Origin of the sequence: Prevotella sp., from assembly GCF_051059605.1 — a bacterium.
Taxonomy (GTDB): domain Bacteria; phylum Bacteroidota; class Bacteroidia; order Bacteroidales; family Bacteroidaceae; genus Prevotella.
This window is the reverse complement of record NZ_CP050883.1, coordinates 1804606-1827286: the sequence shown is the minus strand read 5'-3', so window position 1 is coordinate 1827286 and position 22681 is coordinate 1804606. Positions and strand designations below refer to the sequence as shown.

Here is a 22681-nt window from a genome sequence, read left to right as displayed (position 1 = left end):
GACATTGTGACAGAAGTCAAATGCCAGCCATTTTAAAAAATATATTCTAAGAGAGAGGTTTTTTACCAGATATGAGCACGTTTCTCAATAGGAACATACAACTTGTCACCTTGCTTGATGCCAAATGTATCATACCATGCGTCAATCATAGGGAGTGCACCATTCACACGAGCGATGTTAGGAGAGTGAGTGTCTGAATTAACAATATAAGCTACAAACTGTGGTGCTATGTTGCTTGCCCAGATACGACCGTAAGCAAGGAAGAAGCGTTGTTCAGGAGTAAAGCCGTCTTTGTTTTCCAAAGGATTCTTCTTAATAGCGTTCTCAAACGCTCTGAATGCAACGTTTATACCACCGTTGTCACCGATATTTTCGCCAAGAGTCTTTTCTCCGTTAACTTTAAGTCCTGGAAGAACTTCCTGAGTGCTGAACCAGTCGGCAAGTACTTTTGTACGCTTGTCATAGTTTGCCTTATCTTCAGCAGTCCACCAGTTGTTAAGGTTTCCGTTCTTGTCAAACTGACATCCTTGATCATCAAATCCATGACTCATCTCGTGTCCGATTACACTTCCGATACCACCAAAGTTGGCTGCGGCGTCTGCCTCTGGGTCAAAGAATGGTGCCTGAAGAATAGCTGCTGGGAAATTGATGCTGTTTGTTTCTGGACTGTAAAAAGCGTTTACAGTCTGTGGAGTACAGAACCATTCTTCTTTGTCAACAGGTTTTCCGAAACGTTTCTTAACTTCATATTTCTGTAATACTACATTAAGGTTTTCAAGATTTTCACGAAGGCTCTTGCTTTCGTCAACTACAACAGCTGAATCATTATTCTGCCATTTGTCAGGATAACCTATTCTGATGCGGAAAGCATTTAGCTTTTCTATAGCCTGTTTCTTTGTGACATCTGTCATCCATGTATTTTCCTGAATGCGTTCTGCCAAAGCGGTTTGCAAGTTCTTGACAAGTTCAATTGCAAGTTGTTTGCTGCTTTCTGGGAAGTATTTCTTTACATATAGTTTACCTACAGCCTCTCCGAGAAGGTTCTGAACGAAACTTAGTGCATATTTCCAACGAGGTTGTTGTTCCTTTACACCGTAAAGTGTTTTGTTAAATTCAAATTTGCGGTCGAAGAACTTCTTTGAAAGAGTACCTGAAGCACTGCTTACAACATTATATTCCATGTAAGCCTTCAAGTCTTCTAATGGAGTCTTTGCCAAAATTTGCTCAACTTCGTGTATAGGCTCAGGTTGACCTACGTTTACACTGTCAATAGCAGGGAAGAAGCTTGATTTAGCCAAATAGTTCCAGTCTATTCCTGGATAATCATTTAGCAATTTTCCCCAACTCATCTTATGATAGTTAGCTTGAGGATCACGAGATTTTATCTGGTCATAGCTAACCTTTGCAATCTGATTCTGTATTGAGAATATTGCCTGCATCTTCTTTTCGGCTACGGCGTCATTATTACCTACCATTTTAAGAAGGTCTTTAATCAGACTCTTGTATGCTACTACTACAGCTTTCTGCTGTTCGTTTGGTTGAGTGTAGTATTCTGGATCAAGACCGATACCGCCCTGATTGATAGAAACAAGATATTTGTCTGAGTTCTTTGCGTCAGTGCCTAATCCGAAACCATACATTGTTGTGTTGTAGCCAATAGCAGACAAGTCAGCCATTGCTTTTGCATATTCCTTATGGTTCTTAATTTCGGCAATTCTCTTTAAGATAGGTTTGATAGGAGTAATACCTTCACGATCCAATCTTGCGGTGTCCATATACATGCGATATAGACTTCCGATCTTCTGTCCAAGAGTTCCTTGTTTCTGAGGAGTGTTGGCATAGCCCTCAACAAGTTCACGAATGCGGTCGTTGTTTTGTTCCTCAAGATCAACAAACGAACCATTCATAGGGTGTTGTGGGTCAAGAGGATGTGTCTTCAACCAGTTACCAACTGAGTACTCATAAAAGTCATCACCAGGTTTTACAGTCAGGTCCATGTTATTTTTGTCGATTCCCGACTTCAGACCTTGAGCTGATGCTGCAGTTGAACATATCAACATAGCGGCTAAAATTAATTTTGATTTCATCATTAAATTCTCTATTTAAGATTTTACTGTTTAATCATTTTTGTATTCCAGGATATCTCCCGGTTGACAATCAAGTGCATTGCATATAGCTTCAAGCGTTGAAAATCGAATAGCTTTAGCCTTTCCTGTCTTTAATATCGACAAGTTAGCTGGAGTGATACCAACCCTTTCAGCTAGTTCACCACTCGAAATTTTGCGCTTAGCCATCATTACGTCTACATTTATTATTATTGACATTATAAAACTCCTCCTTGATTATATTGTCAATTCTTGCTCTTCCTTCATTTTGCGTCCAATGGTGAGAAGCTGAGAAATAATCAGCATGCCAATGCCAAGATAAAGAAGATAGCAACTAGGATAGTTACTGAAACATATATCATAACCTGAAATTTTAAACATTTTACTATTTTCTAAATATTCTACACATGTTAAGCCCCACTCGGAAATATATGCTCCTATTGAGAATATTCCCATTAATTTTATCTTAAAATCTGTTTTTTTGTCAAAAGCTTTACCTTTATTGACTGCCAAGATAATCTTAATAAATACAACCCAAAATCCAATTGTACAACATAAGGCTAGTGGTACAGTAAAGATTTCGATAATAAGCGATAATAAAGTTTGACCATCGTTGCCTGCTGATGTCGCAATTCTTACATTCGCAACCTGTATGGAGTCCATTTGTCCTGTAACATCGTTCTTGACAGCTGTTAGAAACCTATTGTCGTTTTTTGCTTTAAGATTTAAGTAGCTTATTTGCTTCATATTGGTTTTTCCTTGTTCAAAACCTTCTTGGGCTTTAGCTGCATTTCTACCGTCTTTAAAACTTAAAACAAGTTCATCTGCATGATTATATATGTTGAGACAGAACCCGAAGGTAATTGCTGCAAGGAGCAGTATGCAATATATATTAAACTTGCGTTTCATATTATATTTATTGTTTAATTGATATTAATTATTGAATAACATATTTATATTATCGTTTTTCGATAATGCAAATGTATGCCAAATATCAATTCGATGCAAATAAAATGAGAAAAATATATCGAAAAACGATATTATTTAACTTATATTTGCGCTTTTACTGCGTTTTGTGGCTCTTTCATAGCATATTGTCATCTTTTCTCTATATAAAGTTTCATTTATGTCAATAATGCTCTTGAGTAATGTCATTATATCATATAAATGCTTGTTGTGATAAGGTCTCTCATTAGTTTAGATAGGTATATAAAAGTCAACGGGACTTTACCTGCCAAGCAAGTAAAGCCCCGTCTATCAATCATTCATCTATATTACAAAAACATTAATGACTTTAGCCGAAATTTATAGTGGATATTCGTCAAAGGCATATAATACCGTAGACAAATAGCGTTCACCTGTATCAGGTAACAATGTTACAATTGTTTTGCCTTTATTTTCAGGACGCTTTGCAATCTCTGTTGCGGCAAAAGCTGCTGCACCTGAAGATATTCCAACCAAAAGTCCTTCCTGCTGTGCTAACTGGCGACCAGCCAATATTGCATCGTCATTCTCAACGTCAAAGACTTCATCGACAAAGTCAGGGTTGTAAGTCCTAGGAATGAAACCAGCTCCGATACCCTGAATCTTATGAGGACCGCTAGCACCACCATGAAGAACAGGAGATGACAACGGCTCTACAGCTATAATCTTTATATTTGGATTCTTTTCCTTCAAAGCCTTTCCTATACCAGATATAGTTCCACCAGTACCAACACCGGCAATAAAGATATCTACTTTTCCATCGGTATCATTCCATACTTCCTGACCTGTTGTTTCATAGTGCTTTTTAGGGTTGGCCGGATTTTCAAATTGTTCTAGAATTACACTTCCTGGAGTTGCATCACGCAGTTCTTCTGCTGCCTTGATAGCTCCTGGCATTCCGTCTTTACCACTTGTAAGTCTTACTTCTGCACCATAAGCCTTTACAAGGTTACGGCGTTCAACGCTCATAGTTTCAGGCATTGTTAGGATAAGTTTATATCCCTTTATTGCTGATACAAGAGCAAGACCTACACCAGTGTTACCACTTGTTGGTTCAATAATTGTTGCTCCTGGTTTAAGTTTGCCGTCTTTCTCTGCTGCTTCAATCATTGCAAGTCCAATACGGTCTTTTACGCTACCGCCTGGATTGAAGAATTCAACTTTTGCAATGATAGGGGTTTCTACTCCACGGAATTTAGAATACCTATTTAGCTCGACCAATGGAGTCTTTCCAATAAGGTCGGTTATTTGTTTTGCAATTTTTGCCATAATATAATGTTTTAAATTATTTCTTTATTTATTTTACGTATTGAAATGCTTCGTCGAGTGCGTCGATAAGGTCTATGACGTTCTCTGTTCCAATGCTCAATCTTATAGTAGAAGGGTATATGTGCTGCTCTTCAAGTTCCTTTGGACTAAGCTGTGAATGAGTTGTTGTTGCTGGATGTATAATCAGACTCTTAACGTCAGCAACGTTTGCAAGCAATGAGAATATCTTCAAATGGTCTATGAAAGCCCAAGCCTCGTCCTGTCCACCTTTTATGTCAAATGTAAATATACTGCCGCCGCCGTTAGGGAACAGCTTTTCGTATAGTGCATGATCGGGATGTTCTGGTAATGAAGGGTGGTTTACTTTTGCTACCTTTGGATTCTTTGCCAGATATTCAACAATCTTCTTTGTATTGTATGCGTGTCTCTCCACACGTAGACTTAAAGTTTCAAGTCCTTGAATTAATATCCATGCATTGAATGGGCTTATTGCAGCACCAGTATCGCGTAAGATCACCGCACGTATTCTTGTTACAAAAGCAGCTGCCCCAGCAACGTCTGCGAAAATAGCTCCATGATATGAAGGATCTGGTTTGGCTAGAGTAGGGTACTTGTCAGCGTTTGCTTTCCAGTCAAACTTACCGCCATCAACGATTACTCCACCTAATGACGAACCGTGACCGCCAATAAATTTTGTTGCAGAGTGAACAACAATATCAGCTCCGTGCTCAATAGGTCTTATAAGATATGGAGTACCGAAAGTGTTGTCTACAATAACAATCGTGTTGTGCTTGTGAGCAATCTCTGAAATCTTGTCAATGTCAGTCACGCTGGCATTAGGATTACCGAACGTCTCTATGATAACAGCCTTCGTGTTTGGACGGAAACCTGCATCTACCTCTTTAAAATCAGAAGGGTCTACGAATGAAACTTCTACGCCTTGAGTGGTGAGTGTATGTTCTAGTAGATTAGTAGTTCCACCATAAAGGTTGTTTGCTGCTAATATATGGTCACCATTCTGAGCTACGTTTTGTAGAGCATAAGTAACCGCTGCTGCGCCTGATGCTACAGCAAGTCCGGCAACACCGCCTTCAAGGGCTGCAACTCTGTCTTCAAAAACACCCTGTGTTGAGTTAGTCAATCTTCCATAAATGTTTCCAGGATCACGAAGTCCAAATCTGTCTGAAGCATGTTGTGAATTGTGGAAAACATAACTTGTAGTCTGATAAATAGGTACAGCACGTGAATCCGTTGTTGGATCAGCATTTTCCTGTCCTACATGAAGTTGAAGTGTCTCGAAGTGTAGTTTCTTTTCATTACTCATATTTAAACCCTTTCTTTTTACGTTATGTTTATATTCTAAATCATGTTGCAAAGGTACGGCAAATAATGATATCGTGAAATCACACATTCTGGGCATTTGGAATACCACATTTGTGGTATTTGTTTATTTCTTTGCCCCCAAATCGCGTTTCGACTTGCTTTTTATCACTAACCATACACCAGAAAAAACCAAAAATACGGCCACTCCTTGCATGAATGTGAATACACCAATACCTGTTAAAATACTTACTGTAACCGATACGATAGGTTGCACATAATTATATATACTAACAACAGTTGGACGCAGAGAACGCTGTCCCACCATCGTTAATATGTAACCCAGATATGTTCCGAATATCACAACGTATCCTGCTTCCCACAATGTCTTCGTTGGAACTATAGCCCAGTTGATGTCTATCACGTGAAATCCCGTGAATGGCCATATCATCAGCGTAGCCCAAAGAAACATCCACTTGTTAACAGTAAATACAGAATACCTTTTTATAAGATTATTGAATAGTGCAAGATAAAGTGCAAAAGATAATTGGGCGCCAAGACACATCAGGTCGCCACGTATGTCACCAACCTTTGAGCTCACAGCTGCAGCACTTGTAATGATCAGTATTATCGCTCCGCAGCAACCAATGAATACTCCAAGTGCTTTTTGAAGTGTTATCGGTTCCTTTAATATAAGGAAAGATAGCACCATTGCAAATATAGGCATTGATGTTGTTACAATACTTGAATTTATAGGTGAAGTAATGCTCAATCCTATTGTGTAAAGACATTGATTGCACACTAGTCCGAATATTGCAGCACCAGCAAGTAATAGTTTGTCCTTAGTGGGTACGGTTTCCTTCTTGAAGAATAAGGATGTAATCCAAAATAGGATAGCCCCACCCATCACTCTGAATGAAACCATATCAATACCGTCAATACCATGTGTCATTGCATCCTTTCCAAGCGGAGCCATAAGTCCCCAGAAAAACTCAGCAGTAAACATGCTGAGATGCGCCTGAAGTGGAATATTCTTGTTGTTACCCATTATAATAGTTTTATTAGTGTGCAAAATTATAAAAAAAATCACACTAATTGGGACTGTCTGTGATTTTTATTTGCTATATTTGCGGTATATAATTCTATTAATATGAAATATGCTGATTATATAGAGCAGATAGAGATAGAATCTCTTTGGAGCGGAACAAAACACATTGTGTGGAATTTGGACCGTAGGGTTAATATCCTTAGTGGTATTAACGGTGTAGGGAAAAGTACCATTCTTAATAAGGTAGTGAAAAGTCTTGCCCAAGGTGGCGAGTTCCCAAGTCACTTGCTTAAAGGTGTACATTTGAGCGTTAAGCCAGAAGATGCAAAGTGGATACGGTTTGATGCTATACGCTCTTTTGATCGCCCACTGATGAATTCTGACACAATATCGAAGCTGGATTTAAGTCTGGCTACAGAACTTGACTGGCAATTATTCCAGCTTCAGCGTAAGTATCTGGATTATCAGGTAAACATTGGTAACAGAATTATTAATGCATTGCAAAGTGGTGATTCTGATGCTGCTTTACAGGCTCAGAAAATATCGGAGTCAAAAAAACTGTTTCAAGATATGATAGATGATCTATTCAGAGAGACAGGAAAGAAGATTGTCCGTACAGAAAACGAGATACGCTTTTCACAGATTGGAGAGACCCTTGTTCCTTATCAGCTATCAAGTGGTGAGAAGCAGATTCTTGCAATCCTGCTCACTGTATTGGTGGAAGATCAGAAACCGTATGTGCTGTTCATGGATGAACCAGAAGTGAGTCTGCATTTTGAATGGCAGAAACAGCTTATTGAACTTGTGCTTAAATTGAATCCTAATTTACAGTTGATAATGACAACACATAGTCCGGCAGTTATAATGAACGGTTGGATGGAGCATGTAACCGAAGTAACGGATATTACTTTTTAGTGTGTTTATACCAGAGTTATTAACTGATGTTTGAAGTCGGGGGGATGTAGATGTCTAAAAGATTAAACGAAAATATAACATCAAGATATTTTGAGGCTGCCAATGGATTGGGCTCAAAGAAAGCACGTCGAAAGATTATAGCTTATGTAGAGAGCTATGATGATGTGTTCTTTTGGCGCACCATACTTGGTAACTATGAAGATGATAGTCGTTATTTTGAAGTGATGCTTCCTACACGTATGAATCGTTTGGAACGTGGCAAAAAGGCTGCTATCGCCAATATTATGGATGGTGTTGGACATGATATGATTGCTTGTGTAGATGCAGATTACGATTATCTCATACAAGGTGCTTCGCCTGCTTCACGAACGCTTTTGACAAACAGGTATATCTTTCATACGTATGCTTATGCAATAGAAAATCTTCAGTGCTATGCTCCTTCGTTACATAATGTGGCAGTGGCAGTTGTGCTAAACGATCATAGTATCTTTGACTTTAATGAATTCATGACAAGATATTCTGAAATTATCTATCCACTGTTCGTATGGAATATATGGTATTATCGTAGCGATCATTATTCAGAGTTCACGATAACCGACTTTGATAATATCATAGAACTAGGTGATGTAAGAATTGATAACCCAGAATATTCTCTTGACAAACTTCACAAGAAAGTGTCACGTGCTGTTGATAACTTTAAAAAGAAGAACACTAATGCCCGTGATAGTTATCTTGCAGTAAAGGATGACTTAAACAGATTGGGTGTGGATTCTTCTAATACTTATTTATATATACAGGGGCATCATCTGTTTGATCATGTAGTGGTACCGATTATGGATAAAGTATGCGGTAGATTATATCGTGAGCGTGAGCAGGAAATAGGTGAGCAGTCAGTTCACAACATGCAGTATCAGACAGAGATTTCAAGCTATAAAAATAGTGTTGGAGACATAACAGCAATGCTTAAGAAGAATATGGGGTACGCCATGTCACCGCAGTTTAAAAATATAATGAATGATGTCGCTGAATTTTTGGATGCGAAATAACAAATAAAATTTTATTTATTATGAAGAAAATTAAAACAGGAAAACCTTTGTCAGAGCGCGAAAACGAATCTCTGAATAGATATCTGGATGAAATAGGAAAGGAATTACTATTGTCTGATGACGAGGAAAAGCAACTTGCCGAAAAGATACAGAATGGAGGACGTGTCGGTGAACGAGCTGTTGAAAAACTTGCTACGGCAAACCTTCGCTTTGTAGTTTCTATCGCTAAGCAGTATAACGATAATGGTGTTGCAATAACCGATCTTATCAGCGAGGGTAATATTGGTATACTGAAGGCTGCACTAACATTTGACGGTAGTCGTGGTAGTCGTTTTGTTGGTTATGCTGAGCCTTTTATTCGTGATGCCATTGTTCATGCTATCAATGAACAAAGTGGTATTTATAACCTTCCTAAGGATGAGCGTAATCGAGAAGAGAAGGAAAACAGCCGTGCCTTTTCGGTAGATGCTCCATTGCAGAATGGTAAGAATTTGAGTTTGTTGAGTGTGCTATTTGATCCAGATGCTCCACGTCCAGACAAGTTAGCGCTTGACGAATCAATAAAGGCTGAACTCCTTCAGGCAATGGATGTGCTTAATGACAGAGAACGTCGTATTGTTCAGGCTTTCTATGGAATAGGTCAGGACAGTATAACTTTTGCTGAAATAGGTGAAAACATGGGATTGAAGCGTGAACGTGTACGTCAGATAAGAGATAAGGCTGTGAGGAAGCTAGGTAAGAATACCACAAACGATACATTGAGAGCATATCTTAGTTGATTATCAGTCAGCATCGTAAGTAAAGTTAAACATGCTAATAACAATAACCGCCCGCAAGGATTAAACTCTTGCGGGCGGTATCTATTTAATGATGTAGCGTTAAATCGCCATATCTTATTTCACTTCTTCAATGAGATTCATTCCTTCTTCTACAGCTTGCATGTTAAGCGGTATAAGTTTGTGATGTCTTTCAGGAAGAGTCTTATAGAGAGCCTTGTTAAGACCATCGGTACTTACAATCTTGCAAACTTTTAGCAAGCCTCCTAAAACGATCATATTGAAAACTTTCGCATTCTTCATCTCGGCAGCTTTGTCCATTGCATCGATACGATATACAGTGATATCCTTTCGTGTAGGAGGGTTTATAATACCGAAACCGTCGTAAATCAATATACCTCCAGGCTTTACCTTTGAGATAAACTTATCCATTGACGGTTGATTAAGTACAATTGCTATATCAAATTTACTTAATATAGGTGATGAAATGCGCTCGTCGCTTATGATGACCGTCACGTTAGCTGTACCGCCACGTTGCTCTGGACCATAGGCAGGCATCCATGTCACCTCTTTATCTTCAAGCAGTCCTGAGTAGGCAAGGATCTTTCCCATTGAGAGAACACCCTGACCTCCAAAACCTGATATGATAATTTCTTTTTTCATTTCTTTTGGATTTTACCGTTAACTAAAGATTAGTTGTATCTTTAAGGTCTCCCTTTGGATACTCCTTGAACATGTGCTCTTCCATCCAGTCGTTAGCTTGCTTTGGTGTAAGTTTCCAACCACTGTTGCAAGTTGACACGATTTCAACAAGACTTGAGCCTAATCCTTTCATAGATGCATCAAAAGCTTTGCGTATCGCAGCCTTAGCCTTACGTATAGATGCTACGTTCTCAACACTCTGGCGAGTAACAAAACATGTACCTGTAAGGTGACTAGCTAGTTCTGTCATGTTAAGTGGGTATCCGTGCAATTCTGGTTCACGACCATAAGGACATGTTGCTGTCTTCTGTCCGATAAGAGTTGTAGGAGCCATCTGTCCTCCAGTCATACCATAAATGGCATTGTTGATGAATATGATAGGTATATTCTCGCCACGGTTCAGAGCGTGAATAGTCTCGCAAGTTCCGATACAAGCAAGGTCACCGTCACCCTGATATGTAAATACCAGACGATCTGGCCACAAGCGCTTGATACCTGTTGCAACAGCTGGTGCACGACCGTGAGGAGCTTCCTGCCAGTCAATATCAAGATAGCGATAGGCAAACACTGCACAACCTACCGGACTAACGCCAATAGTCTTATTCTGCATGCCCATTTCTTCTATTACCTCAGCTACCAATTTATGCACTACACCGTGAGAGCAACCGGCACAGTAGTGCATTGCCGTATCGTTCATAAGTTCTGGTTTCTTGTAAACCAGATTGTCAGGTGATATGATGTCGTTATTCATTGTCTATGAGTTTTGTTTTCAGAGCGTTAACAATTTCTTCAGGATCAGGAACAATACCTCCGAGACGTCCAAAGTGTTCTGTTGGTAGAGAGTTTCCTATAGCCAACTTCACGTCTTCAATCATCTGTCCTGCGTTTATTTCAGCAACAAGGATTCCTTTCTTACCCGCTACAGTCTTTCTAAGTTCCTTTTCAGGGAAAGGCCATAGTGTGATAGGACGGAAGAGTCCTACTTTGATTCCACGGCTGCGTGCAAGCTCCATACTCTTCTCTGTAATACGTGCTGCGCTTCCGAATGCCACGATTACATAATCTGCATCGTCACAGTCTGTTATCTCGCATCTTGTTTCTGTATCCTTTGCAAGTTGGTATTTCTCCTGAAGGTGAATATTTATTTCCTCCATAACCTCAGGTTTGAGTTCAAGCGATGTCATAATATTAGGCTCGCGTGAACTTGGTCTGCCGATAGTCGCCCAAGGGCATTCCTTTGCTATCTCTTCTTCTGTACGACGAGGCTTGATAGGAGGAAGAACAACCTTCTCCATCATCTGACCGATAACGCCGTCGCTGAGAATCATAACCGGATTACGGTATTTGAACGCCAGTTCGAAAGATAAGTCTACAAAGTCAGCCATTTCCTGAACAGAAGCAGGAGCCAATACAATGACATTATAGTCACCATTTCCACCTCCGCGTGTTGCCTGCATGTAATCACTCTGACTTGGCTGTATAGTTCCAAGTCCAGGACCTCCACGCTGAACGTTTACGATAACTCCTGGAATCTCGGCACCAGCCATGTAAGAGATACCTTCCTGCATCAAAGCCACACCAGGGCTTGAACTTGTGGTTATAACACGCTTTCCAGCGCCACCACCACCATATACCATATTAATAGATGCAACTTCACTTTCTGCTTGAAGAACAACCATACCCGTTGTCTCCCAAGGTTTCAAGAGAGCCAATGTCTCTATAATTTCACTTTGAGGTGTTATTGGATAACCAAAGAAAGCATCAGCTCCACAGCGAATCATTGCGTGTGCGACAGCTTCATTACCCTTCATAAGTGTTACTTCTTTTTTCTCCATAGGTAGATCTTTCTATTAGTCTAATTTTTTACGATAAACGGTAATGCAGCCATCAGGGCATACAATTCCACATGAAGCACATCCGATGCAGTCATCGGCTTTTATAGCTTCAACATAAGGATAACCGTGAACGTTGACTTTTCTTCCTGCTAATGCTAAAACGTCTTTAGGACAAGCGTCTACGCAAAGTGCGCAACCCTTGCATCTGTCTTCGTTAATAACAACAGCACCTAATATTTTTCCCATTATAATTGTTTTTGAAAATGACAAGTTCTAAGGATTATACATATCTTTGCAATAGTAAGCAAATATACTTTCAAGCATTCTCTTAGCTTCAACAGCAGGACTGTTTGGATCTAAAGCTATTGCTTCGTTGTAAGAATCAATAGCATGTTTGAAGTCTCCTTTCTTGCGATAAGAATTGCCAAGTTTGTAGTAATCTTCAGCCGTCATTGTGTTTTTTATATTTTTCCCGTGACAAATGTATGTAAGAGAAATGTAAATCCCGTATAAACAACTTTGATTTTAAACTATATTAAAATAGTTTTGCTAAAAAATGCGCACACCTATTTTGATTGTGCAATAATTAGAATATATTGTTCCATTCATCGGATAACTCCGTCATTTTGTGAAATAGTATATTTGCACCTTCGTTTTTTAAGACAGAATCGGGTAGTGGACCACTGTTGATTGCTACGGTGAAAATACCTGCTGATACTCCAGATTTTACACCAAGTGGAGCATTCTCCACAACGATTCCCTGTGATGGTTTAAGATCTCCAACCTTTCTTAATCCTATAAGGTATGGATCAGGATATGGTTTGCCTCTCTTTACATTATAAGCTGTCGTGATGTGATCTTCATCAAGATATCTCCCGAAATCATGAAGAAGTCGGTCTATCAAAGGACGCTGACCGCTTCCCGTAACTACGTTGACGGACATTCCTGATTGAATAATTTTTTCCATCATGTCGGTTACTCCGTCAAAGATAGGAGCTATTGGCATGTCGTGGAATATTCTGGTCTTCTCGTCATAAATAGTTTGTGCCTCGTCAAGAGTGATATCCTTTCCAAGTTGGTCACGCATATACTTCTTGATAGTGTCTATGCCTCTTGCTCCTTCTGTAGCATAGGCATCAGCTGCGGTCATGTTGATACCGAATTTAGCCATGCTTTCCTGCCATGCAATTGCATGGTTGGGCATACTGTCATAAAGAACTCCATCCATGTCAAATAACACGCATTTGAAGTTCCAGCCAAACTTTTCTGATTCAGACATTACTTGAATGCCTTGTTGCCTTAAATATTCTGTAACAGCTTCTCGTATCATATTATAAAAATAGGTGGATGCAATTATTCAACTGCATCCACCATATTTGATATTGCGTTAGTTGAAACAACTAAACAGTTTTCATTTTTACTTCAGTTTTTCCTGTATGGCCTTGCTCTCTGCCTCGTATCCTGGCTTATTGAGCAGTGCAAACATATTCTTCTTGTAAGCCTCTACACCTGGTTGGTTGAATGGGTTTACTTCAAGAAGGTTACCGCTGATACCGCAAGCCATCTCAAAGAAGAATATAATCTGACCGATATAGTATTCGTTGAGCTCAGGAACGCTGAGGCGAATGTTAGGAACACCACCGTCAACATGTGCTAGACGTGTACCAAGTTCTGCCATCTTGTTAACTTCGTCAACGCGCTTTCCTTCAAGGAAGTTAAGTCCGTCAAGATTCTCATCGTCGTGTGGGAACAAAAGAGTCTTATTTGGCTTTTCAATGCTGATAACAGTCTCGAAGATAGAACGCTCGCCTTCCTGAATCCACTGACCCATAGAGTGCAAGTCTGTTGTGAAGTCGCAAGCTGCAGGGAAGATACCCTTACCGTCTTTGCCTTCGCTCTCTCCGAAAAGTTGCTTCCACCATTCAGCCATGAAATGAAGTTTTGGCTGGAAGTTGACGATAATCTCAATCTTCTTACCTGCCTGGCTATATAGACCGTTACGTACGGCTGCATATTTAGCTGCAATATTCTCAGCAAAAGGAACATCCTTGCCTGTAGCCTTCTCCATATCCTGAGCACCCTTTACGAGAGCTTTGATGTCGAAGCCTGCACATGCAATAGGAAGAAGACCTACTGGAGTGAGTACAGAGAAACGACCACCGATATTATCAGGAATAATGAAAGACTTATAGCCCTCTTTGTCTGCGCAAGTACGGGCAGCACCCTTCTTTGCATCTGTAACAGCTACGATAACATCTTTAGCTTCATCCTTACCTCTCTGCTCTTCGCATTGCTTCTTTAGAAGACGGAATGTAAGTGCAGTCTCAGTTGTAGTACCAGACTTGCTGATGTTGATAACACCAAATTTCTTACCTTTAAGATACTCTGTGAGTTCTGAAAGATAATCCTCTCCGATGTTGTTTCCGGCAAACATGATAGTTGGGTTCTTCTTGTCTTCAACAAGCCATGCAAAACTGTTACCGAGAGCTTCGATAACGGCGCGTGCGCCAAGATAAGAACCACCGATACCTGCAACAACAACAACTTCACACTTCTCGCGTATTGTTTTAGCTACAGCCTCTACTTCGTCAAGAAATGCTGGTGTGATGCTTGATGGCAAGTGAAGCCATCCTAGAAAATCGTTACCCGGGCAAGTGCCATTCTCAAGAGCTTCCTGAGCGGCCTTAACCTGACCTTCATAAGCTTCAACAGCTCCTGATTTCAGGAATTGTTCAGCCTTTGTAATGTCTAAGCTAATATTTTTCATTGAATCTTTAATTTTCAAGATCTCTTTTATAAGATCATAACTATCTAAAACTGTCTGTTAATAACTTTATTTCAATCTGAGGATTTATTCTTTCATACAATATGTTGTATACTGCATCAAGAATAGGCATGTTCACGTGCATGTGTCGATTTATCTCCTTCATGCATTTTGTTCCGAAGAATCCCTCGGCAATCATTTCCATTTCTATCTGCGCGCTCTTTACAGAGTATCCCTTTCCAATCATTGTTCCGAAAGTTCGGTTACGGCTGAAGTTGCTGTATCCTGTCACCAAGAGGTCACCAAGATAAACACTGTCGTATATGTTTCGATCAATAGGATGAACGGCTGTAAGAAAGCGATTCATTTCCTGAACGGCATTTGCTACCAGCACAGCTTGGAAGTTATCACCGTATTTAAGTCCGTTGCATATACCTGCAGCTATTGCATATACATTCTTCAAGACAGAAGAATATTCAATGCCTATCACATCGCTGGATGTCTTTGTCTTTATGAAGTCGCTTGTGAGAATATCGGCAAACGATAGTGCCTTGTCCTTGTCAGAACATCCTACCGTGAGGTATGAAAGACGCTCCAATGCCACTTCCTCTGCATGAGACGGACCGCCAATGCAAGCCAAGTTGTCATAAGGAACATCATACACCTGATGGAAATATTCAGAACATACAAGGTTCTCATCGGGAACAATACCCTTTATCGCCGTGACGATAAATTTATCACGTAGTCCTGTCTTCAGTTTCTTAAGATGATTCTTAAGATAAGGAGACGGAGTGACAAAAACAAGTGTGTCGTAGTTCTGAGCTATTTTGTTTATGTCGCTGAAGAAGGCAATCTCATCGACATTGAAATGAGCACTCATCAGATAGGCAGGGTTGTGGCCTAGTCGCTTGAAGTCGTCTATACGGTCTTCGCGACGCATATACCATCCTATGTGATGAGTATGTCCCACCACAATTTTGGCTATGGCCGTAGCCCACGAACCGCCACCAATGATTGCTATCTTTCCGCAATTATACATTAGCCTTGTCTATCCAGGCCTGAATGTCTTCGACACTAGGCTTTTCGTATCCAAGTTTATATTTCTTGTTTATTTCTCCGATTTTCTGCTGTAATCCCTGAGCTTTCTCATCCTTTATATCATTGATAAGGTTGAATCCTGCTTTACGCATTACATAAGCCCAATCTTCTGCTACACCGATTTCAGCCCATTCCTTGATAGAACTCTGTGGCATCTTAGCCTCTGGCTTCATCTGTGGGAACAGCATAATCTCTTGAATATTCTCTTTACCAATCATCAGCATACAAAGGCGGTCAATACCGATACCGATACCTGATGTTGGAGGCATACCGTATTGCAATGAACGCAAGAAGTCCTGATCAATGATCATCGCCTCGTCATCACCCTTGTCGGCAAGTGCCATCTGATCCTTGAATCTATCTTCCTGATCAATAGGGTCGTTAAGCTCAGAATATGCGTTAGCAAGTTCCTTACCGTTTACCATCAATTCGAAACGCTCTGTAAGTCCTGGCTTTGAGCGGTGCATCTTAGTAAGCGGACTCATCTCAACAGGATAGTCTGTGATGAAAGTAGGCTGAATGAATGTACCTTCGCAGAACTCTCCGAAAATCTCATCAATAAGTTTGCCCTTGCCGAAGCTCTCGTCGATGCTTTCCATCTTCAAGTCTTCGATAGCAATCTTGCGAATTTCATCTTCGTTCTTTTCTGAAAGGTCAAAACCTGTCTTTTCTTTTATTGCGTCTAGGATAGGGAGACGACGGAATGGAGCCTTAAAGCTAATTATATTCTCGCCGTTCTTTACCTCTGTAGAACCATCGTTTACAGTTTTGCATATTGTTTCAAGCAACTCCTCTGTAAACGCCATCATCCAGTTGTAGTCTTTGTACTGAACATAAAGTTCCATACATGTAAACTCTGGATTGTGGTATTTGTCCATACCCTCGTTACGGAAGTTCTTTCCTATTTCGTAAACGCCCTCGAAACCACCTACGATGAGGCGTTTCAGATAAAGTTCTGTGGCGATACGCATATACATATCAACGTTAAGAGCGTTGAAATGTGTTATAAATGGACGTGCGCTTGCACCTCCGGCAATACTTTGCAATGTAGGAGTCTCAACCTCGGTATAACCATGGTTGTCGAAAAAGTTGCGCATTGTACGCAATACTGTTGCACGTTTCAAGAAAGTGTCTTTTACGCCTTCGTTAACAATAAGGTCAACATAGCGCTGACGTGCACGAAGTTCAGGATCATCGAATTTGTCATAAGCCACACCGTCTTTATATTTAACGATAGGCAGTGGCTTCAAACTCTTGCTTAGAATAGTGATTTCCTTTGCATGGATACTGATTTCGCCAGTCTGTGTCTTGAATACAAAACCTTTGATACCGATGAAGTCACCGATATCCATCAATTTCTTGAAGACTTTGTTGTATAGGTCTTTATCCTCGTCAGGACAAATCTCGTCACGAGAAATATAAACTTGTATACGTCCTTTGCTATCTTGTATCTCCGCAAAACTTGCTTTACCCATAATACGGCGGCTCATCATACGGCCTGCGACAACAACGTCGCGCTGCTCGTCATCCTTGAACTCAGCCTTTATTTCGGTTGAGAATGCGTTCGTTGGAAACTCTGCTGCTGGATACGGATTAATGCCCATATCGCGCAGTTCTTGGAGACATTGTCTGCGAATTATCTCCTGTTCACTTAACTCTAAAACGTTCATATTATTATTTCGAATATATTCTTGTTCCAAGGTGCAAAAGTAATAAATAAATCTGAATTCGAACCGCTTTTTATCTTTTTTATGTATATTGCGCTGGATGATGCTTTATATATGCAGATTATTTTGTATCTTTGCACGCATTTTAGAATAACCGAGTACTTGGTAAACCTCGTAAAAAACAAGAAAATGAATAAAGCAAAAAGTTCAGTAAGTGTGCTGTTTATGCTTTTCAGTATACTCTTCTGTGTTTGTCTGATAGCGGCAAACGTATTGGAAACAAAGCAAATTTTAGTTGGTGGGATCAGTCTCACTGGAGGACTATTAGTATTTCCTGTGTCTTATATTATTAACGACTGTGTATGCGAAGTTTGGGGATATGGCAAGGCTCGTCTGCTTATATGGATAGGGTTTGCGATGAACTTCTTTTTCGTGTCCTTGGGTGCGTTGTGTGATGCCATTCCTGGTGCGCCTTATTGGACCAACGATGCAGGCTTTCATGCTGTATTTGGACTTGCTCCACGTATAGCTTTGGCTTCGTTTATAGCTTTCATTGCTGGCAGTTTTGTCAATGCTTATATTATGAGTCGGATGAAGATACGTGATAGGGGTAAAAATTTCTCAGCACGTGCCATATTGAGTACAGTTTTTGGCGAGACAGCAGACTCAATACTCTTTTTCCCTCTAGCTTTGGGTGGTGTAGTTCCTTTAAATGAACTGCCTAAGCTCATGCTCTGGCAAGTAGTTTTAAAAACAGTATACGAGATAGTCGTACTCCCAGTTACTATTAAGGTAGTGAAGTTTTTGAAGTCACATGAAGGTGAGGATGCCTATGATGACGGCATAAGTTATAACATATTGAAAATTTTTAATATCTAGAATATGGAAAGAAAAGAAGAAGGATTGCATGCTCTTGGCGCAAAGACCAAGTATAGCATGGATTATGCTCCTGAAACACTTGAAACATTTACCAATAAGCATCCTGGTAATGATTATTGGGTGCAGTTCAACTGTCCAGAGTTTACATCATTGTGTCCAATCACCGGTCAGCCAGACTTTGCTGAAATACGTATCAGTTATATTCCGGCAGAGAAGATGGTTGAGAGCAAGAGTTTGAAGTTGTATCTGTTCAGTTTCCGTAATCATGGTGATTTTCATGAGGATTGCGTAAACACGATCATGAAAGACCTCATCAAACTAATGGAACCCAAATATATAGAGGTTACTGGTTATTTCACACCACGTGGTGGCATCAGTATTTTCCCGTATGCCAACCATGGCATGCCGAATACTAAGTATGAGAAGTTAGCAGAACATCGATTCTTTAATCATAATATGGATAAATAATAATTGCGGCAAATTTGCCGCAATTTTTTTGTCATAATGACCTGTTGGCGGAATTATGCACTGATCATATTTAGTCACTAGTGTCCAATTAATATTATTAAAATTTAGTGTAAAGTAAAAATAAATGTTTATATACTATATTTCACTGTGACGATTTGGATTTTGTACATTTAGGCAGTCTTCTCTGCGTTTTTGGTGTTTTTTAGCTACGGAGCTACGTTATCTCTCGCCAAGCCTTTAAACAAAGGGGCTAACGGAACGTAGCTAAATGAATTTAGCTACGTGAGCTACGTCTTAGCTACGGTATTTATTTCTGCCTATATTAATGTACGCGCCTTCACGCGCGCACCTAGGGTTTTGAAAAATACAAGTGTCGAAGTGTCAACTTAATGAATATCAGTATTTTATCGACGAATTCTATTAAATAAGGTGACGGTGATCTGGTAGTCAAAATTCAAGTTTTACATACGTTTCTATATAGAAACGTAACTCATTCCATATAGAAACGCAAACGTTTCTACGATGTTTTACCTCCTATTGCTTCGTAAAACGCAATGCATTTCATCGTAAAAAGGATTGCAAAACATCGCAAAACGCAACGAAATACTTCGTAAAGTGGAATGCAATATGAGGAAAATTTTCACCCATATTTTATCGACGAATAACCGACACTTTATTCGACTCGAAAAGAGTTCTAATAAGTTGATGCTCAATGGATAGACGCTTAGACACTTATTTTTACGAAAAACTCAGAGTGTACGCATGCGCACGTGCGTGAATTACAGATGTGTAGCACCACAGTAATTAAAACTTTGGCTAACAGGCTAAGCTAAATCTGATTGCATGGACAAAAATTTTGCAGTATCTTTGCCGAGAATTCAGCGGAATTCGGCAGAATATTTAAACAAGCTTGAAAATTCTGTTCTCGTTTAATGCATCTATTTATAAATCCTCAGTTCCTCAGATACAGCAAACGATTCTTTGATAAATTTATTCATAGAATACATTTCATCCTTAAAATGACACAAGTTGACGTAGCTAAAACGTAGCTTGACGTAGCTAAAAAATGAGGTTGCGAGCCAGCAACCAATTGTAAATCAAATATTTAATATGCCGTCGTAGCTTCGTAGCTAAAAAATATGAAATTGGTAGGGGGCGTCATCTTTCTTCTTGCTACACACAATTTAATGATTTCTTGGAATATATTTCTAAAATTATCGTAGAAGCCTATAATCCCGTCGGTACAAGGAGGTGATAAATATGTGTATCTTTGTTAAATAGTCTGGAAAAAATCAGAAGTTCTTTTGAATAGTCGGTTTTATTTCTTTACTTTTGCAAATCGATACCATTTCGATGAAAACTAAAAATTAAATGAACCAATGGAATGTCCAACACAAAAAGATTTATTTTTTGAGCATAATGTTTTAAACTTACGCTGTAGACAGTTGATTATTAATGTTCTCCAGCTCATCATACCTAAGACTATGAAAACAAAGTTTATCTTGTTTATAATGGTTTTTCTGTATAGTATGAGCTTGTCGGCACAATGCTATAAAGGAAAAGTGTGTGATGCAGAAAGTAAGCAGCCACTGATGGGGGCGACGGTGCAGTTGTTTAATAAGCAGAATGTTTTTGTCTGCGGTGCATTGACAAATGCAGATGGTTCCTTCTCGGTGCAAGCCACTAAGGACTCCATCGCGAAGGTGGCAGTCTCTTACATCGGATATGCGCGCTATATGAAGCAGGACGAGAAAAGGTTGCAGGAAGACCTCGGCATAATTACGCTTCAGGCGGGACAGACTCTTTCTGACGTGGTGGTTACAGGTCACCAGAAAAAACAAAACATTGACACGGACCAGTATTTGGTGACCGAAGCTATGAGGAAAGGAACGCAAAATGCATCGCAGCTGCTGGCAAAACTTCCCGGAGTGAGAAGGGATTGGGTTACAGACGAAATCCAGATCAACGGAGAGAAAGATGTGGTGCTGTTGGTGAACGATGTGGAGAAGCCACAGGACTATATCAGAGAGGTGAATCCAAAGCGAATAGCCTATATTGATATCACCTACCGTCCTACTGGAAAGTATGCCGGACATGCCGTTCTGGTGAACCTAAGACTGAAAGACGACTATGTAGGGTGGGACTTCACTCCACTGACCCGTGATGCCTTTTTCTTTAACAACAAGAATGGTGGCTTTCTGACTTTTTTTGCGCCATTCACCTATTCATTGAACAAATGGAATTTTTATGTGTCGCCTAATTATAGGGTTAACCATTGCTAAAATGCATCGAGCCTTGAGACGGAATATACAGATAAATATAAGAAGAAATCGCTTGGTAAGGTGGATTTAGCACATCCCAACGATATTAATCATTTCTATGACCCGTCTATAACGGTAGGTGTGGACTACAGGATTGCCAAGGATCACACGCTGTCATTGCAGATGGAGGGAGAATGGACCGATGTCAAGAACAGAACCAGCTATGACTTAGAGACGACGGACTCAGCACAGACGGGTAGGGCGAGCCAGGCATCGTATGACAACTATAAGACGAACGAATATACTGTGGGACTGTTTTATAGTGGGCAGATTAAGAATATAAATATCAAGAGTGATATCTCATATAACAATTATGCTATTAATGAGAATCGCCTCTACAGCGAGACGGGAATGAATGACAATGTGAACTCGACACATGGAAAGAAGGATTTTATTAGATATTATTTTAATGCTGCCATTCCCTTTGCAAAGAAATGGAACTTCAACATTGACTATTCGTTGATGTGGCGAAAATATATAAACACTAACCTAGCGACTAACGAAGAAATTTATACGTCTATCAACAATCGTAACCGTGTGGGGGGTATGCTGTCTTATCAGCCCACTGACAATTTCAGTATTAGAGTAGGCATGGGGTGGAACAACGTCATTGACAGAAATACTTCAGGTCGTGTCAGTCACACTACTTGGGAACCTGGTGGATCGCTGTTCTGGAAGCCATTCAATATTCTGACGTGTAGGGTGGACTATACTTGCAATACAAGTTATCCTAGTCTTGACCAATTGTCTACCAATCAATATAATGTGGACAGATGGATGATACACATAGGTAATCCATTACTGAAACAGACGGTGGGGCAACAGATATATTCTACAGTGAGCATTGACAAGTGGTTCACGCTTTATCAGAAAACGTTTATCAACCAGAATAGCGTTAATGACATCTATAGTAAGAATGCTGACGGAATGATTGTAGAAAGCAACTTTAATGTGGACAGATCTCAGTTTACTTATGGCATCACAGGACAGTATCAGTTACTGAAAGGATTGATGTTCAATGAGGATATTAGTTATTACGCAGAAAAGTTAAAAAACGATGCATATGGATGCAATCTGAATGGACATGGCTTTACCATGCGTTCTGAACTCAATTATATGTTGCAGCGTCAGAAGTTAAGCTTCCGACTCGTGCACATTTATGTGAATAATAATAATGCTGTTTTTCAGGGAGAGCATATGTGGGGAGTAAACTCGATGATGTTTACGGTGGTTCGTTCATTCTTTAAGGATAATATGCCGGTTTCTCTGAATATATTAGTTCCAATAGACAATATGAATGACAAACGACACGATGGAATCTCGATAGACGGCTACTCCACGAAAAAATATTACACCGATCAAAATAATACCGGGTTTGGTATCATGCTTGTTGCGAAATATAAGTTTGGAGGAGGCAAGTCGACCCGAAAGAGCGACAACAGCTTTAACAACGATACGGAAAAAGCACAAAACTTTTAGACTTC

Annotated in this window: 22 protein-coding genes; 7 read left to right on the top strand and 15 right to left on the bottom strand. The window is 39.9% G+C overall.

The window, feature by feature from the left end; translation table 11 throughout:
* Positions 1–62 precede the first annotated feature (62 nt).
* From HEQ28_RS07330 to HEQ28_RS07305, 6 genes are all read right to left on the bottom strand, one after another.
* On the bottom strand, positions 63–2087 hold the full coding sequence (locus tag HEQ28_RS07330) for a M13 family metallopeptidase (protein ID WP_434504434.1): 2025 nt from the start codon (positions 2085–2087) through the stop codon (positions 63–65).
* A 30-nt stretch (positions 2088–2117) separates the two neighbouring features.
* Positions 2118–2324 carry a helix-turn-helix domain-containing protein gene (locus tag HEQ28_RS07325; RefSeq protein WP_434501620.1) on the bottom strand — a complete coding sequence of 69 codons (207 nt, stop codon included), beginning with the start codon at positions 2322–2324 and terminating at the stop codon, positions 2118–2120.
* An 18-nt stretch (positions 2325–2342) separates the two neighbouring features.
* A complete protein-coding gene (locus tag HEQ28_RS07320; RefSeq protein WP_434501619.1) occupies positions 2343–3014 on the bottom strand; it encodes a DUF2975 domain-containing protein in 672 nt (223 codons plus the stop codon).
* Between the two features lie 396 nt (positions 3015–3410).
* Entirely contained in the window at positions 3411–4358 is a 948-nt protein-coding gene (cysK, locus tag HEQ28_RS07315; protein WP_434501618.1) for a cysteine synthase A, read from the bottom strand.
* Positions 4359–4386: 28 nt separating this feature from the next.
* Positions 4387–5682 carry an O-acetylhomoserine aminocarboxypropyltransferase/cysteine synthase family protein gene (locus HEQ28_RS07310; protein WP_434501617.1) on the bottom strand — a complete coding sequence of 432 codons (1296 nt, stop codon included), beginning with the start codon at positions 5680–5682 and terminating at the stop codon, positions 4387–4389.
* A 123-nt stretch (positions 5683–5805) separates the two neighbouring features.
* Complete coding sequence (locus tag HEQ28_RS07305) at positions 5806–6726, bottom strand: DMT family transporter (RefSeq protein WP_434501616.1); 921 nt, start codon at positions 6724–6726, stop codon at positions 5806–5808.
* A gap of 102 nt (positions 6727–6828) precedes the next feature.
* On the opposite strand from HEQ28_RS07305, the gene HEQ28_RS07300 reads away from it, so the two are divergent.
* The 3 genes from HEQ28_RS07300 to HEQ28_RS07290 are packed head-to-tail and all read left to right on the top strand — an operon-like array spanning position 6829 to position 9466.
* The gene (locus HEQ28_RS07300) at positions 6829–7641 is read left to right on the top strand and encodes an AAA family ATPase (protein WP_434501615.1); all 813 of its coding nucleotides are present in this window, start codon (positions 6829–6831) and stop codon (positions 7639–7641) included.
* A gap of 50 nt (positions 7642–7691) precedes the next feature.
* Complete coding sequence (locus HEQ28_RS07295; RefSeq protein WP_434501614.1) at positions 7692–8687, top strand: DUF4435 domain-containing protein; 996 nt, start codon at positions 7692–7694, stop codon at positions 8685–8687.
* A 20-nt stretch (positions 8688–8707) separates the two neighbouring features.
* Positions 8708–9466, top strand: a complete 759-nt coding sequence (locus HEQ28_RS07290) for a sigma-70 family RNA polymerase sigma factor (protein WP_434501613.1) — start codon at positions 8708–8710, stop codon at positions 9464–9466.
* A 114-nt stretch (positions 9467–9580) separates the two neighbouring features.
* On the opposite strand, the gene HEQ28_RS07285 is transcribed toward HEQ28_RS07290, so the two are convergent.
* From HEQ28_RS07285 to lysS, 9 genes are all read right to left on the bottom strand, one after another.
* Positions 9581–10126 (bottom strand): 2-oxoacid:acceptor oxidoreductase family protein, encoded by a 546-nt coding sequence (locus HEQ28_RS07285; RefSeq protein ID WP_207154825.1) that lies wholly within the window; start codon positions 10124–10126, stop codon positions 9581–9583.
* Positions 10127–10148: 22 nt separating this feature from the next.
* The gene (locus tag HEQ28_RS07280; protein ID WP_434501612.1) at positions 10149–10916 is read right to left on the bottom strand and encodes a thiamine pyrophosphate-dependent enzyme; all 768 of its coding nucleotides are present in this window, start codon (positions 10914–10916) and stop codon (positions 10149–10151) included.
* Positions 10909–12000, bottom strand: a complete 1092-nt coding sequence (locus HEQ28_RS07275; RefSeq protein ID WP_434501611.1) for a 3-methyl-2-oxobutanoate dehydrogenase subunit VorB — start codon at positions 11998–12000, stop codon at positions 10909–10911. Before HEQ28_RS07275 ends, HEQ28_RS07280 begins: the two co-directional genes overlap by 8 nt.
* Before the next feature lie 15 nt (positions 12001–12015).
* A complete protein-coding gene (locus HEQ28_RS07270; protein ID WP_207154822.1) occupies positions 12016–12246 on the bottom strand; it encodes a 4Fe-4S dicluster domain-containing protein in 231 nt (76 codons plus the stop codon).
* 27 nt (positions 12247–12273) lie between these two features.
* A complete protein-coding gene (locus tag HEQ28_RS07265) occupies positions 12274–12453 on the bottom strand; it encodes a tetratricopeptide repeat protein (protein WP_434501610.1) in 180 nt (59 codons plus the stop codon).
* Between the two features lie 133 nt (positions 12454–12586).
* Positions 12587–13330, bottom strand: a complete 744-nt coding sequence (locus tag HEQ28_RS07260) for an HAD family hydrolase (RefSeq protein WP_434501609.1) — start codon at positions 13328–13330, stop codon at positions 12587–12589.
* Between the two features lie 87 nt (positions 13331–13417).
* Positions 13418–14767: a glucose-6-phosphate isomerase gene (locus HEQ28_RS07255; protein WP_434501608.1), complete on the bottom strand. Its 1350-nt coding sequence runs from the start codon at positions 14765–14767 to the stop codon at positions 13418–13420.
* Positions 14768–14807: 40 nt separating this feature from the next.
* The gene (locus tag HEQ28_RS07250; protein WP_434501607.1) at positions 14808–15803 is read right to left on the bottom strand and encodes an NAD(P)H-dependent glycerol-3-phosphate dehydrogenase; all 996 of its coding nucleotides are present in this window, start codon (positions 15801–15803) and stop codon (positions 14808–14810) included.
* Positions 15796–17532 carry a lysine--tRNA ligase gene (lysS, locus tag HEQ28_RS07245; protein ID WP_434501606.1) on the bottom strand — a complete coding sequence of 579 codons (1737 nt, stop codon included), beginning with the start codon at positions 17530–17532 and terminating at the stop codon, positions 15796–15798. The genes HEQ28_RS07250 and lysS overlap by 8 nt, the downstream gene beginning before the upstream one ends.
* Positions 17533–17718: 186 nt before the next feature.
* Here lysS and HEQ28_RS07240 point away from each other — a divergent pair, with 186 nt between their 5' ends.
* From HEQ28_RS07240 to HEQ28_RS07225, 4 genes are all read left to right on the top strand, one after another.
* The gene (locus HEQ28_RS07240) at positions 17719–18408 is read left to right on the top strand and encodes a queuosine precursor transporter (protein WP_434501605.1); all 690 of its coding nucleotides are present in this window, start codon (positions 17719–17721) and stop codon (positions 18406–18408) included.
* 3 nt (positions 18409–18411) lie between these two features.
* Positions 18412–18876 (top strand): preQ(1) synthase, encoded by a 465-nt coding sequence (queF, locus tag HEQ28_RS07235; protein WP_434501604.1) that lies wholly within the window; start codon positions 18412–18414, stop codon positions 18874–18876.
* Positions 18877–20360: 1484 nt separating this feature from the next.
* The gene (locus HEQ28_RS07230) at positions 20361–21158 is read left to right on the top strand and encodes a carboxypeptidase-like regulatory domain-containing protein (RefSeq protein ID WP_434501603.1); all 798 of its coding nucleotides are present in this window, start codon (positions 20361–20363) and stop codon (positions 21156–21158) included.
* Between the two features lie 60 nt (positions 21159–21218).
* On the top strand, positions 21219–22676 hold the full coding sequence (locus tag HEQ28_RS07225) for a hypothetical protein (protein WP_434501602.1): 1458 nt from the start codon (positions 21219–21221) through the stop codon (positions 22674–22676).
* Positions 22677–22681: the final 5 nt, after the last annotated feature.